The organism is Streptomyces sp. NPDC058307, assembly GCF_042880295.1.
Taxonomy (GTDB): domain Bacteria; phylum Actinomycetota; class Actinomycetes; order Streptomycetales; family Streptomycetaceae; genus Streptomyces.
Map to the genome: position 1 here is coordinate 6,544 of NZ_JBHVYZ010000064.1, position 12,309 is coordinate 18,852.

The window sequence follows — 12,309 nt, forward strand, 5'->3', positions numbered from 1 at the left end:
ACCGAGCCGCAGCTGCGCGAGAAGCTGTCGTCCGCGATCACGGAGGCGGGCGGGCACGTCCTGCCGGAGCAGGACGGGGCGCTGCGGGTGACGGGGCTGCCGCTCCCCCGCATCAGCGACATCGCGCACGACACGGACGTACGCCTGTGGGAGCTGTCGCCGCACCAGGCCTCGCTGGAGGAGGCGTACATGCGGATGACGCAGGGGGCGGTGGACTACCGCTCGACCATCGACCAGAAGGCGGGCCTGATGCAGCCCCTCCCGCCGGGCGCGCAGCCCCCCATGCCCGTCCCGGGGCAGGGCCAGCCGGACTGGTACGCCCCGCCGCCGCCCCAGCAGGGCGGGCAGCCGTTCGCGGGCCCGCAGGGCCAGGCGCAGCCGGGTCCCTACGGCGGCCCCGGCGCGGGTATGCCCAACCCGTACGCCCATCCCCAGCCCCCGGCCGCCCCGCCTGCGCCCGCTCCCGCGCCGCAGGCACCCGCACCGGCCGCCGCTCCTGCCCCGCAGGGATCCGCCACCACCCCGACCCAGCCCGAGGACGCCCGATGAGCACCCCGCAGCCTTCGATGCAGCAGGCCCAGGCCGCCGTGCCGAACCGGCAGGCGGGCGGGCCGTCGTACCCCGGTTACACCTCGCCGATCCCCGTCGTGCGCACGCATCTCGGGCACGCCATCGCATCGGAGTGGACGAAGATCCGCTCGGTGCGGTCGACGATCTGGACGCTGGGCGTGTTCGTGCTGCTCGTCGTCGGGATCGGGCTGGGGGCCGCCGCCCTGGTCGCGGCCAACTCCTCGCCGGAGAGCATGGCGGGCGACAGCCCGCTGCTCCTGGGCTTCTTCGGTCTGCTGCTCGGCAGCATGTGCATCATGACGCTCGGCGTGCTGACCACGGCCTCGGAGTACGGCACCGGGATGATCCGTACGACGATGGTCGCCTGCCCCTCGCGCGGCCGGGTCCTCGCGGCGAAGGCGATCGTGTTCTTCACCGTCGCCTTCGTGGCCACCCTCGTCCCGGTCGTCGTCGTCGCCCTCGCGGACGTGGCCCTGCTGGACGGCGCCCGCACCCCGACCGGCCAGGAGTGGCTGAAGGGCACCCTGGGCATCTCGCTCTACGTCGCGCTGCTCGGTCTGCTCTCGCTGATCGTCGGCTCGATCATCCGGCACTCGGCGGGCGCGGTCACCCTCATGATCGGTGTCGTGCTGGCCCCGCTGGTCCTCGCGCTGTTCATGGTCTCGCAGTCCCTGGCGGACCTGCGCCAGGCGCTGTTCGAGTACTCCATCCCGAACCAGCTCAGCGTGTTCTACTCCAATTCCCTCACCGACTCCGGCCCTTCGGGCTGGGACCCGCTGTGGATCATCCTCGGCGTGACGGCCGTCGCGTTCGCCGGCGCCTTCGCCCTGCTGGAGAAGCGGGACGTGTAGAACAGCCCTAGAACCTCGGCGCGTTACGGGACCGCTGCACCCGCGTGGTGCGGCGGTCCCGTGCGTTCCAGCACGCCTTGTGCCAGTGTCTGCGCTCGTCGACACCCGAGTGGTCCGGCCAGGCCACCACGTGCGGCACGCCGTCCGGGATCATCTGGTCGCAGCCCGGGCAGCGGTACGTCTTGCCCTGCGCGCTCGCCCCCGCCACATGCCGGATGTTCCAGTCCTCACCCTGCCAGTGCGTCGAGGACTGGAAGCCGCCGTACCGGCCGGACCGGTCGTCCTCGGCACTCCGGCCGGCCGAGTCCGACGAACCGGAACCCTTGGGTCGGTTGCGACGCGGGGACACAGGACACCTCACGGGGCTATACAGGGAGCACGGACCTTGTCCAGCCTACGCGGGACAGGGCGGGGTACGCGTAGGGCACCAACCCCCACAAGTCCCCCTCCGGGGCGACCCATTCTGCAGACAATCGGCAAATCTCTCCGCCAGGCCGTGTCCTCGGCACGTGTCAGACGGTTATGCCGTGTGGGGGAGCTCCGTGTCGGAGCCAAGGAAGCAGGAAAAGCACATGCACGTGGGAAGTTTCGTGTTGGCGGCCCAGTTCCCGGGGCAGGGCCAGGGAGAGGCACTGCACCGCGCGGTCCGCACGGCCGAGGTCGCGGAAGAGGCCGGACTCGACGCGGTCTGGCTGGCAGAACACCACTTCGTGCCGTACGGCACCTGTCCGTCGGCGATCACTTTGGCGGCCTTGCTGCTGGGCCGCACCCGCCGCATCCGTGTCGGCACCGCCGTGAGCGTGCTGCCCACGGTGCACCCGGTGGCCCTCGGGGAGCAGGCCGCACTGCTGCACCTGACGAGCGGCGGACGCTTCTCGCTGGGCGTGGGGCGCGGCGGCCCGTGGGTCGACCTGGAGGTGTTCGGGTCGGGTCTTGAGGCCTACGAGAAGGGCTTCCCGGAATCACTCGATCTGCTGGTGCGCTGGCTGCGCGAGCCGTCCGTCGGGGCGGACGGCGAGCGCTTCCGGTTCCGCGAAGTACCGGTGGTCCCACGGCCGTCGGAGGCGCTCACGGAAGTGGCGGGTCCCGAGGTGATCGTCGCCTGCACCTCCCCGGCGAGCGTCCGGCTGGCGGCCGAGCGCGGGCTGCCGATGCTGCTCGGGATGCATGTCGGGGACGAGGAGAAGGCGGAGATGGTCGCGCTGTGGCGCAGGCAGGCGCGCGCCGCCGGCCACGCGCCGGAGAAGGTCCTGGACGCGCCCCATGTCTCCGCCGGTGTCTGCCAGCTCGCGGACCGGCGCACGGACGCGGTGGAGGCCCTGGTGAAGGCGATGCCGGGCTGGCTCAGGCAGGGACTCGGCGCCCATGTCACGGTCGACGGCCGCGCGCGGCAGATGCGCGATCCGGTGGCCTACACCGAACTGCTCTGCGGACTGCACCCGGTGGGCACCCCGCGGCTCGCCGCCGACCGCCTGGCGGCGACCAGCGAACGCACGGGCGTCACCCGTTTCGCCCTGCTCGTCGAGGGCTCGGGAGACCTGGCGGCCACCGAGGAGAACGTACGGCGGCTGGGTGCGGAAGTGCTGCCGCATCTGTCCTGAATCGGAACAACCCTGTCCGGCGGGAGCTTGCCGCCCCGGTACTGATGCACCTCCCGCGTACGGAGCGGCAAGCGAGCGGCGCCGCGTCAGCAGTCCCGGAACTCCGGAGACTGGTTCAGCAGTTGGCTGCGCACCGAGGTGAAGCGGACCAGCGTCTCGTCGACCGAGGAGTCCAACGGGAACACCGCCACCCGGTGGCAGTTCTGGAAGGCCAGCCGCACACCGAAGTGCCGCTGCAGCGCGCCGCGTATCGCGTCACTCGCAAGCGCACGCAGCAGCTGACCGCGTGCCTGCTCGTCCGGCGGGGGCGTCTGGTTGTCGGCGAAGTTGCCGCCGTCGACCTTCAGCTGGGCCACCAGGGAGCTGATCATCTCCCATGCGTAGGGCAGGGAGGTCCGGACGCAGTCGACGAATTCGGCTTCGTCGACCTCGCCTCGCTCGGCCTTCTCGAGTAGGGCCGGTGAGACGTCGAGCGACATGGGTTCTCCTCTCGCACCCCTGATCGCTCAGGGGTTGCCGGACAGATGAGGGAGTTCGCGCTGCCGGACACGCTCAGTACACGCCTCGCGACCTCCCGTTTACTACGGTAGGCAACGGACGGTGACGGCACCAGGAGAATGCGAACAAAGGGCACTCCCAACAGGCCCACAATCGGCCACAAGTGAACAGGGTTTCTCCACAGCCTTACGGGCCGAATCGCGTGGACATGCGCCCGTCGAGTAGCGTTGCCGACCATGCGTCTCGTCATTGCCCGGTGTTCCGTCGACTACGCGGGCCGGCTCACCGCCCACCTGCCCTCGGCCCCCCGTCTGATCCTGGTGAAGGCCGACGGCAGCGTCTCCATCCACGCCGACGACCGGGCCTACAAGCCCCTGAACTGGATGTCGCCGCCCTGCACGCTGAAGGAGGAGACCGGGGACTTTCCCGAGGGTGCCGTGGGCGTCTGGACCGTCATCAACAAGGCGGGCGAGAAGCTCATCATCACGATGGAGGAAGTCCTCCACGACTCCTCGCACGAACTCGGCGTGGATCCTGGCCTGATCAAGGACGGCGTGGAAGCACACCTTCAAGAACTGCTCGCCGACCGCATCGAAACGCTCGGCGACGGCTACACCCTGATCCGCCGCGAGTACATGACGGCCATCGGCCCGGTCGACATCCTGTGCCGGGACGCCGAGGGCCGGACGGTCGCGGTGGAGATCAAGCGGCGCGGCGAGATCGACGGCGTCGAGCAACTCACCCGCTACCTCGAGCTGTTGAACCGCGATCCCCATCTCGCCCCGGTCCGCGGCATCTTCGCCGCCCAGGAGATCAAGCCCCAGGCCCGCGTCCTCGCGACCGACCGCGGTATCGGCTGCCACGTCATGGACTACGACGCGCTGCGGGGCATCGAGGACGACAAACTGCGGCTGTTCTGACAACGCCGCTTCTTCTACGACTTCTGCAACTTCTGCGACTTCTGCGACTTCTACGACGACGAGGGCCGGGTCCGCTTCCTGGACCCGGCCCTCTTGTGTCGCGCGCGGTGTCTAGATGACGGACCCGCTCGGTGAGCTCACCGTGCTGCTCTCCGGGGCGCCGGCCGAGCTGCTGGTCTCCACCGGGGCGGAGGAGGCGGGGCCGCTGGCCGAGGTGGAGGTGGTGGGGGCCGTCGTGCCGGTCGGGGTGGGCGTGGACGTCGGCGTGTCCGAAGGCTTCGGCGACTCGGACGCCGACGCGGTCGGTGTACTGGGACGCGTGGGTGTCGACGACGTCGAGGGCTTGGGCGACGTCGGCTTCGGGGACGTCGGCGTACCGCTGCTCCCCGGCCCCTTCGTCCCACTCGGCGTGTCCGAAGGCTCCGCCGCCCCCGTGGGCGTCGGATCGTCCGAAGTCCCGTACGTCCCGTCGGGCCCCGGGTCGGTCGGGCGGGATGTGGCCGTACCCGTGTCGCCGTTGCCGTCGTCGTTCTTCGGGACGTCCGCGCCGAGGTTGCCGTCGTCGATGCCGACGCTGGCCGACGGGTTGGGGCCCACCTCGTTGGACGGGGCGTTCGGGTCGTTGCCGGAGGTGGCGCCCAGCGTCACGACCGTGCCGAGGACCGCGACCAGCAGTGCACCCGCGCCGGCGGCGACGAGGTTGCGCTTGGCGAGGCCCTTGAGTCCGCCGCGGGCCTTGCGCGAGGGCACGGGCGTGGACGGCGAGCGATGGACGACGATCGTCTGGGAGTCGACCGGCGGCTGCAGCGTCGGGAAGGCCGCGGGGACTCCCCTGGGCGGTGAGGCGGACTCGTCGTACCGGGCGTCGGGCACCTCCTCGCCCGCCGTCGCGCCGAGGCCGACGGCCAGGCCGGGCGCGCTGCCGTCCCGGTCGGAGACCAGGGTGAGGGCGCGGCGGCCCGCGACGGTGCCGCGCTTGTCGGCGAGGGCGCCGCGCAGGCCGATGGAGGACTCCAGTTCGGCGCGGGCCCGGTCGAGCTGTCCGCCGCAGAGCGCGAGGATGCCGAGCTCGTGGTGGAAGTAGGCCTGTTCGGACACCTCACCGGCCAGCCGGGAGGCCTCGGAACCGGCCCGCAGCGCACGCTCCCAGGCGCCCCAGTGGCCGCCGGCGGCGAACGCGGGCGCCGCCGTGCGGGCCAGCTGCACGGTGACGGCCTCCTCGTCCTCGTCGGGCGCGGTGGTCGCCGGGACCAGGACGGCGAGGGCGGCGAGCAGGGCGTCGGCCTCCGCGCACACCCGCTCGGGGGTGACCGAGGGGTGTCCGGCCCACCAGGCGTAGTGCCGGGCGGCGGTGTGGGCCCGGCTCTCGGTGTCGTCGCCGTATCCGGCGGCCTCCAGCTGGGTGAGGACACCGGCGGCGAGCCGGTAGCGGGAGCCGACCGGGGAGACCAGACCGCAGTCCGCGAGCTCACCGAGGGCGGCGTCCGCGTGGGTGTCGCCGATGAGGGCGGGCAGGTGCGCCTGGTGGGGCACCTCGCCGCCGAGCGCGACGGCGAACCGCAGGGTGGCACGGGCGGACTCGCTCAGCCGGGAGGCGAGCAGCGGGGCGGGTGCCGCGGCCTCGCCGAGCGCGGGAAGGGGGACCTCCTCGCCCTCGTCGGGGGTGACCGGGGCGTCGGCCGGGGCCGCGTCCGCGAAGACACCGAACTCGTCGACGGCGTTCGCGTCGGCCCGCACCCGGTCGCGCTGCCTGAGCAGGGCGCCGGCCTGGACGAAGCGCAGGGGCAGGCCCTCGGACTCGAACCAGAGGTCGCCCGCCCAGTTCGACTCCTCCTCCGTCAGCACCCGTGCGACGGAACGCTCCAGGAGCTCCACGCCGTCGGCGCGCTCCAGGCCGCCGAGGAAGACCTCCTCGACGGCGGAGTCGGCCGAGGGCGCGGGCACGTCGGGCGTGGCACCGATCACGAAGGCGCACTCGGGGGTGGCGTCGAGCAGTTCGTCGAGGGCCGTGCCGCCGAACTCGATGTCGTCCAGGACGACGACCGCGCCGATCTCACGGACGCAGGAGAACAGTTCGTCCCGGTCCGGGCGGTGCAGGGGCGAGTCGAAGACGGCGTAGTAGAGGTCGTACAGCAGCTCGCTCGCCGTGCGGTGGAAGCCGGTGAGGCGGACCACGCCGTCGGGGGCGAGGTCCGAGCAGTCCTCGGCGACGAGGTCGAGGAGGCTGGTGCGGCCGGAGCCGGCGGGGCCGGTCAGGCGTACCGAGCGGCCGCGGGCGAGCAGCCGTACGAGTCGCTCGCGCTCGTCCTGGCGGGCCAGGAGCGGCGGCGCGGTGCGGGTCGGTCCTGGTGGGACGGGCGGGCGGGCCGCGCGGTCCACCTCGGCGCGTGCGGCGGCACCGTACTTCTCGGGCCGTCCGGGGCGCTCGCCGGGCGGGCAGGCCTCTATCTCGCTGCCGTCGACGGGGTTGACGGTGAGCAGGAAGTCACCCGCGACGAGTTGCACGGTGCGGGCGAGCGTGGGCGAGTGCTGGCCGAAGTCGGATGTGAGGGAGTCCCTGGGAGGCCGCTGACGCGGCGAGCCGCCGTCTTCGTCATGGCCGTACTCCTCGGGTCCCCGGTTGTTCGGGTCCATAGGTTCAAGCCCCCCAAAAGCGTCTCGTGTGCCGTCAGTGGCCCTCCCGGCCTGCAGCTCACCGCGCTGTCGCTTCTGGTCCGGGCCCGCTCGAAGGGAATGTGGCAGCGGGCGACCGAACCCTAAACCTTCGCACAGTATCTACGACAGCCCGGGGTACCGCGCCGTCCGAGACGTCACAGTCTCGTGAGGATTGCGCGTGACATGCGTGTCGTCACGGCGGCCGGGTCAGACGCGGGGCAGGGACTCCACGCCGATGCCGCCCTCGATCGCCAGGATCCGGTGCAGCCGGGTGGCGACCAGGAGGCGCTGCATCTGCGGCGGTACGTCGCGCAGCACCAGTCGGCGGCCGCAGCGGCCGGCCCTGCGGTGGGCCCCCATGATCACCCCGAGGCCGGTGGCGTCCCAGGAATCCAGCTCGGACAGGTCGAGCACCAGGTCGCCGGCTCCGTCGTCGACGGCCGAGTGCAGGACCGTACGGGCGTCCGCCGCGCTGCGGACGTCGAGGCGGCCCCCGACGACCAGCTCGGCGTGGTCGCCCCTGATGTACATATGCGCTCCCCGTGAGTGCGTGGAGTACTCCAACGAATGTGCATGTCCAGTGATGACACCTCTGACTGCGTTGGGCGGCCAGAGGTTGCCGTCCGTAAGCGAACCGATACCGAATTCACCCTCGGGTGTGAAACCAGAGGGGCTTGTGCGGTTACGGTGACGGAAAAACCGTCAGTGCTTGTAAAAGCCCTGCCCGCTCTTGCGCCCGATGTCACCGGCGTCCACCATCCGGCGCATCAGCTCCGGCGGGGCGAACTTCTCGTCCTGGGACTCGGTGTAGATGTTGCTGGTGGCGTGCAGCAGGATGTCGACGCCGGTCAGGTCCGCCGTGGCGAGCGGTCCCATGGCGTGGCCGAAGCCCAGCTTGCAGGCGAGGTCGATGTCCTCGGCGGTCGCGACGCCCGACTCGTAGAGCTTGGTCGCCTCGACGACGAGGGCGGAGATGAGACGGGTGGTCACGAACCCCGCCACGTCCCGGTTGACGACGATGCACGTCTTGCCGACGGACTCGGCGAACTCCCGCGCGGTGGCGAGGGTTTCGTCGCTCGTCTTGTAGCCGCGGACCAGCTCGACGAGCTGCATCATCGGCACCGGTGAGAAGAAGTGCACGCCGACGACCCGCTCCGGGCGCTCGGTGGCCGCCGCGATCTTGGTGATCGGGATCGCGGAGGTGTTGGAGGCCAGTACGGCGTCCGGACGCACGATCTTGTCGAGCGCGCGGAAGATCTCGTGCTTGACTTCGAGCTTCTCGAAGACGGCCTCGACGACGATGTCGGCGTCGGCGGCCGCGTCCAGGTCGGTGGTCGCGGTGATCCGGGCGAGGGCCGCGTCGGCGTCGTGCGCTTCCAGTTTGCCCTTGCTCACGAACTTGTCGTACGAAGCCTTGATTCCGTCGGTGCCGCGCTGCAGCGCCTCGTCGGTGACGTCTCTCAGGACCACGTCCCAGCCCGCCTGGGCGGAGACCTGGGCGATGCCGGAACCCATCAAGCCGGCGCCGATGACGGCAAGCTTCCGTGCCACTGTTGCGACTCCCCTTTGAAACGCCTTACGCCCTGTTTACGTTGCCTCTGCGGCGGACACTAGCGCTCGTGAAGGGCTGTGTGACCGGTTAGTAATGCGCGTCACGTCTCATCTGACGGACATCACACCGGTAGCTGTCACGAGTGGTCTCGTACGGCGTAGTTGAGCACCTTATCGCTCAACAGCTCCTCAATGTCGTCGAGAAGCGCGAGCGCCTCTCGTGACACTTCGTCCGGTTTGCGCCCGGCGGCCATCTCGCGTCCGATACTGCCGATGACCGTCTGGTGGAGCCAGTTGATCTGACCGGCGATCAGGGCGGGCAGCGGATCGCCGGGCGCGGCGCCGGTCTCCTCGCGCAGGGTCGCCTCCAGGTTCTCCTGGACCTCCTGCTGGATGCTCCACAGCCGGGAGCGGAGCGTCGGCGCGTCCTGGACGACCCGCATGAAACGGTCGTAGCCCGCCAGCAGGCCGACCCGCGGCGAGACCGCCTCGACCTCGGCGCGCAGCTCCCTCAGCACGGCCGCGGCCGCCGACTCCCCGACGTCCCGGCCGCGCACCCAGCGCGAGAGCCGGTCGACGATGCCTTTGCTGCGGTCGAGGAAGAGGTCCTCCTTGGCCGGGAAGTAGTTGTAGACGGTGTTGACGGAGACGTTCGCGGCCTCGGCGATCTCGGCGACGGTCACCGCGTCGAATCCCCGCTCGATGAACAGGCCGGTCGCGACGTCCGAGATGTACTGCCGGGTCTGCCGCTTCTTCCGCTCCCTGAGCCCCTCTGCCATCTCCCGATCCTAACCGTTCTTGGGCATCCTTAATTTTTGGAGTCATTGCAAAATTTCAGGGACTCTGTTTTTCTGGCTCCATGGCTACCGTCATCAGCGCGGCCGGACTGGCCCGCGCCTTCCAGACCAAGCACGGCCCCGTCGAGGCCGTCCGAGGAATCGATCTCACCGTCCGCGAGGGCGAGATCCTCGGCTTCCTGGGCCCGAACGGCGCCGGGAAGACGACCACCCTGCGGATGCTCACGACCCTGTTGGCGCCCACCGGCGGCGCGGCCACCGTCGCCGGCTGCGACCTCGCGACCGACGCCGCGGGGGTGCGGCGGGCGTGCGGGTACGTGGCCCAGTCGGGCGGGGTGGATCCGCAGATCTCCGTGCGGGAGGAGCTGATCACGCAGGGGCGGCTCTACCGGCTGCCGAAGGACCAGGCCATCGCCCGCGCCACGGAGCTGGCCCGCGACCTCGGTCTCACCGACCTGCTCGACCGCAGGTGCGGCACGCTCTCCGGCGGCCAGCGCCGCCGCCTGGACATCGCGATGGCGCTCACGCACCGGCCGAAGGTGCTGTTCCTGGACGAGCCGACCACCGGACTCGACCCCGCCAGCCGCGCCGACCTGTGGGACCTGATCCGCCGTCTGCGCGACGAGTACGGCACGACCGTCTTCCTGACCACCCACTACCTCGACGAGGCCGACGCCCTCTCCGACCGTCTGGTGATCGTCGATCAGGGCGTGGTCGTGGCGGAGGGCACACCGGCCAGGCTGAAGCTGGAGTTCGCGGGCTCGATCGACGCCTCGCTCCAGGACACCTTCCTCGCGATCACCGGCCGCAGCGCCACACCGACCGACGCCGCCCCCGTAGCCGTATAGGAACCCCATGCTGCTCCAGGACACCGCTCTCATCTACGGCCGCTACCTCCGCCAGTCGCTGCGCTCCCGCATCGCCCTGCTCTTCGGCGTGCTGACGCCGCTGCTGTATCTGCTGTTCTTCGGCCCGCTCCTCACCGATCTGCCGCTCGGCGGACAGGGCAGCTCCTGGCAGGTCCTCGTGCCCGGGCTGCTGCTCCAGCTGGGGCTGCTCGGGGCGTTGTTCGCCGGCTTCCTGATCATCATGGAGAAAGGCCAGGGCGTGGTGGAGCGGATGCGGGTCACCCCCGTCAGCCGGCTCGCCCTGCTGCTGGGCCGGGTGCTGCGCGACGCCACCGTGTTCGTCTTCCAGGCAGTGCTGCTGGTCCTCGCCGCGGTGGCGATGGGGCTCCGGGCCCCGCTCACCGGGATCCTGATCGGCTTCGCGTTCGTCGCTCTGCTGACCGTCTCGCTGGCCTCGCTGTCGTACGCGCTGGCGATGAGGGTCCGTACGCCCCAGGAGTTCGGCCCGCTGATCAACGCCGTGTCGATGCCGTCGATGCTGCTGTCCGGCCTCATGCTCCCGATGACCCTCGGCCCGGCCTGGCTGGACGTCCTCTCCCACCTCATGCCGCTGCGCTATCTGGTGGACGCCATGCGGGACGCGTACGTCGGCTCGTACACGACGCCTCACATGCTGTACGGCGTCGTGGTCGCCGTGGCCCTCGCGGGACTCGCCGTGACGGTGGGCACACGGGTCTTCCGGCCGTCCGGGGCGTAACTACGCTGGCCTCATGGTCAATCTGACGCGCATCTACACCAGGACCGGCGACCGGGGCACCACCGCACTCGGTGACATGAGCCGGGTCGCCAAGACCGATCTGCGGATCTCCGCGTACGCGGACGCCAACGAGGCGAACGCGGTGATCGGCACGGCGATCGCGCTGGGCGGCCTCGACGAGGAGGTCGTCACGGTCCTCACCCGGGTGCAGAACGACCTGTTCGATGTCGGAGCCGATCTCTCGACGCCCGTGGCCGAGAACCCCGAGTTCCCGCCCCTGCGTGTCGAGCAGTTCTACGTCGACAAGCTGGAGGCGGACTGCGACCGCTTCAACGAGCGGCTGGAGAAGCTCCGCTCCTTCATCCTCCCCGGCGGCACCCCGGGCGCGGCCCTGCTCCACCAGGCCTGCACGGTCGTACGTCGGGCCGAGCGCTCGACGTGGGCGGCGCTGGAGGTCCACGGAGACCACATGAATCCGCTCACGGCGACCTACCTGAACCGTCTGTCGGATCTGCTGTTCATCCTGGCCCGTACGGCCAACAAGGACGTCGGGGACGTGCTGTGGGTCCCGGGCGGGGAGCGTTAGCGCTCGCGCTTGGGGAACAGGGTGTAGCTGCCGGCGATGAGGATGTTCATGCCGATCAGCCACAGCATGCGCTGCTGCCAGGCGCGCAGCGAGTCGGCCTGCCCGTCGCCGACGTACCAGACCGCGGCCTGGAGCAGTGCGACGGCGACCACCGCGGCCAGGATCCAGCGGCCCGCGACCTTCCACTCGTGGAGCGCGCGGGCCGTGCCGTACTTCGGCGGCTTCACCGGCGGTGGGCCGCCCGCGAACCGGTGGGCGACCTGTGCGTCCGCCCACTTGATCGTCGAGTGACCGAGGCCCACGGTGAAGCCGATGTAGACGGCGGCCAAGCCGTGCCTCCAGTCGGGCTCGGCACCGTTCTTCAGGTCGATCGCGGTGACCGTGAACAGCACGAGCTCCAGCAGCGGCTCGCACAAAAGCAGGGCCAGTCCGACGCGGGGCATGCGCAGCCCGTAGCGGAAGGTCAGCCCGGCTGCCAGCAGCACCCAGAAGGCCACCTCGCAGGCGACGATCAGTCCGACGACCACGACCACTCCCTTCGTCTGTCCTCCAGGCTCTCGACGCGCGCGGCCGCTTGCGTCGTAGTCGGTGACGAAACCGCCGTACATCGAAAGATGCAGTCCAGGACCGTTCCCCGGGATCAGGTGGGGCGCCCTGACACCGTGTTGGATGGAG

13 protein-coding genes and 1 pseudogene are annotated in these 12,309 nt (G+C 70.6%); 7 read left to right on the forward strand and 7 right to left on the reverse strand.

Translation table 11 applies throughout. The features are described 5' to 3' along the window. Positions 1 to 549, forward strand: a pseudogene (locus ACFVYN_RS33260) (ABC transporter ATP-binding protein); the annotation flags it as partial. Next, complete coding sequence (locus ACFVYN_RS33265) at positions 546 to 1,421, forward strand: ABC transporter permease (RefSeq protein WP_390005486.1); 876 nt, start codon at positions 546 to 548, stop codon at positions 1,419 to 1,421. The pseudogene ACFVYN_RS33260 and the gene ACFVYN_RS33265, both read left to right, overlap by 4 nt. Before the next feature lie 7 nt (positions 1,422 to 1,428). On the opposite strand, the gene ACFVYN_RS33270 is transcribed toward ACFVYN_RS33265, so the two are convergent. Next, positions 1,429 to 1,770 carry a hypothetical protein gene (locus ACFVYN_RS33270; protein ID WP_007384743.1) on the reverse strand — a complete coding sequence of 114 codons (342 nt, stop codon included), beginning with the start codon at positions 1,768 to 1,770 and terminating at the stop codon, positions 1,429 to 1,431. Positions 1,771 to 1,993: 223 nt separating this feature from the next. Between ACFVYN_RS33270 and ACFVYN_RS33275 the strand changes: the two genes are divergently transcribed. Beyond that, positions 1,994 to 3,022 carry an LLM class flavin-dependent oxidoreductase gene (locus ACFVYN_RS33275; protein WP_390005489.1) on the forward strand — a complete coding sequence of 343 codons (1,029 nt, stop codon included), beginning with the start codon at positions 1,994 to 1,996 and terminating at the stop codon, positions 3,020 to 3,022. A gap of 86 nt (positions 3,023 to 3,108) precedes the next feature. Here ACFVYN_RS33275 and ACFVYN_RS33280 read toward each other — a convergent pair whose 3' ends face one another. Continuing rightward, positions 3,109 to 3,501 carry an SCO5389 family protein gene (locus ACFVYN_RS33280; RefSeq protein ID WP_007384741.1) on the reverse strand — a complete coding sequence of 131 codons (393 nt, stop codon included), beginning with the start codon at positions 3,499 to 3,501 and terminating at the stop codon, positions 3,109 to 3,111. Between the two features lie 255 nt (positions 3,502 to 3,756). Between ACFVYN_RS33280 and nucS the strand changes: the two genes are divergently transcribed. Continuing rightward, a complete protein-coding gene (gene nucS, locus ACFVYN_RS33285; protein ID WP_390005492.1) occupies positions 3,757 to 4,440 on the forward strand; it encodes an endonuclease NucS in 684 nt (227 codons plus the stop codon). A gap of 111 nt (positions 4,441 to 4,551) precedes the next feature. Here the strand turns inward: nucS and ACFVYN_RS33290 are convergent, their stop codons facing one another. From ACFVYN_RS33290 to ACFVYN_RS33305, 4 genes are all read right to left on the reverse strand, one after another. Then, positions 4,552 to 7,074 carry an ATP-binding protein gene (locus ACFVYN_RS33290; RefSeq protein WP_390005494.1) on the reverse strand — a complete coding sequence of 841 codons (2,523 nt, stop codon included), beginning with the start codon at positions 7,072 to 7,074 and terminating at the stop codon, positions 4,552 to 4,554. A 228-nt stretch (positions 7,075 to 7,302) separates the two neighbouring features. After that, positions 7,303 to 7,626, reverse strand: coding sequence for an STAS domain-containing protein (locus ACFVYN_RS33295; RefSeq protein WP_020136551.1), 324 nt, complete (start codon positions 7,624 to 7,626; stop codon positions 7,303 to 7,305). Between the two features lie 171 nt (positions 7,627 to 7,797). Beyond that, positions 7,798 to 8,646 carry a 3-hydroxyacyl-CoA dehydrogenase family protein gene (locus tag ACFVYN_RS33300; RefSeq protein ID WP_390005496.1) on the reverse strand — a complete coding sequence of 283 codons (849 nt, stop codon included), beginning with the start codon at positions 8,644 to 8,646 and terminating at the stop codon, positions 7,798 to 7,800. A 137-nt stretch (positions 8,647 to 8,783) separates the two neighbouring features. Then, positions 8,784 to 9,425: a TetR/AcrR family transcriptional regulator gene (locus ACFVYN_RS33305; protein ID WP_390005498.1), complete on the reverse strand. Its 642-nt coding sequence runs from the start codon at positions 9,423 to 9,425 to the stop codon at positions 8,784 to 8,786. Positions 9,426 to 9,505: 80 nt separating this feature from the next. Here ACFVYN_RS33305 and ACFVYN_RS33310 point away from each other — a divergent pair, with 80 nt between their 5' ends. From ACFVYN_RS33310 to ACFVYN_RS33320, 3 genes are read left to right on the forward strand one after another with little or no spacing between them, the layout of a single operon-like run. Next, positions 9,506 to 10,291 carry an ABC transporter ATP-binding protein gene (locus ACFVYN_RS33310; protein ID WP_390005500.1) on the forward strand — a complete coding sequence of 262 codons (786 nt, stop codon included), beginning with the start codon at positions 9,506 to 9,508 and terminating at the stop codon, positions 10,289 to 10,291. 7 nt (positions 10,292 to 10,298) lie between these two features. Next, positions 10,299 to 11,048, forward strand: a complete 750-nt coding sequence (locus ACFVYN_RS33315; protein WP_390005503.1) for an ABC transporter permease — start codon at positions 10,299 to 10,301, stop codon at positions 11,046 to 11,048. A 13-nt stretch (positions 11,049 to 11,061) separates the two neighbouring features. Beyond that, the gene (locus ACFVYN_RS33320; protein WP_390005505.1) at positions 11,062 to 11,634 is read left to right on the forward strand and encodes a cob(I)yrinic acid a,c-diamide adenosyltransferase; all 573 of its coding nucleotides are present in this window, start codon (positions 11,062 to 11,064) and stop codon (positions 11,632 to 11,634) included. Here ACFVYN_RS33320 and ACFVYN_RS33325 read toward each other — a convergent pair. Then, complete coding sequence (locus ACFVYN_RS33325; RefSeq protein ID WP_390005507.1) at positions 11,631 to 12,161, reverse strand: hypothetical protein; 531 nt, start codon at positions 12,159 to 12,161, stop codon at positions 11,631 to 11,633. The genes ACFVYN_RS33320 and ACFVYN_RS33325 overlap by 4 nt on opposite strands. Positions 12,162 to 12,309 lie beyond the last annotated feature (148 nt).

Coding starts and splice junctions, on each gene's coding strand:
- ACFVYN_RS33265 (WP_390005486.1), top strand. CDS start 546: ATGAGCACCCCGCAGCCTTCGATGCAGCAGGCCCAGGCCGCCGTGCCG.
- ACFVYN_RS33275 (WP_390005489.1), top strand. CDS start 1,994: ATGCACGTGGGAAGTTTCGTGTTGGCGGCCCAGTTCCCGGGGCAGGGC.
- ACFVYN_RS33280 (WP_007384741.1), bottom strand. CDS start 3,501: ATGTCGCTCGACGTCTCACCGGCCCTACTCGAGAAGGCCGAGCGAGGC.
- nucS (WP_390005492.1), top strand. CDS start 3,757: ATGCGTCTCGTCATTGCCCGGTGTTCCGTCGACTACGCGGGCCGGCTC.
- ACFVYN_RS33290 (WP_390005494.1), bottom strand. CDS start 7,074: ATGGACCCGAACAACCGGGGACCCGAGGAGTACGGCCATGACGAAGAC.
- ACFVYN_RS33295 (WP_020136551.1), bottom strand. CDS start 7,626: ATGTACATCAGGGGCGACCACGCCGAGCTGGTCGTCGGGGGCCGCCTC.
- ACFVYN_RS33305 (WP_390005498.1), bottom strand. CDS start 9,425: ATGGCAGAGGGGCTCAGGGAGCGGAAGAAGCGGCAGACCCGGCAGTAC.
- ACFVYN_RS33310 (WP_390005500.1), top strand. CDS start 9,506: ATGGCTACCGTCATCAGCGCGGCCGGACTGGCCCGCGCCTTCCAGACC.
- ACFVYN_RS33315 (WP_390005503.1), top strand. CDS start 10,299: ATGCTGCTCCAGGACACCGCTCTCATCTACGGCCGCTACCTCCGCCAG.
- ACFVYN_RS33320 (WP_390005505.1), top strand. CDS start 11,062: ATGGTCAATCTGACGCGCATCTACACCAGGACCGGCGACCGGGGCACC.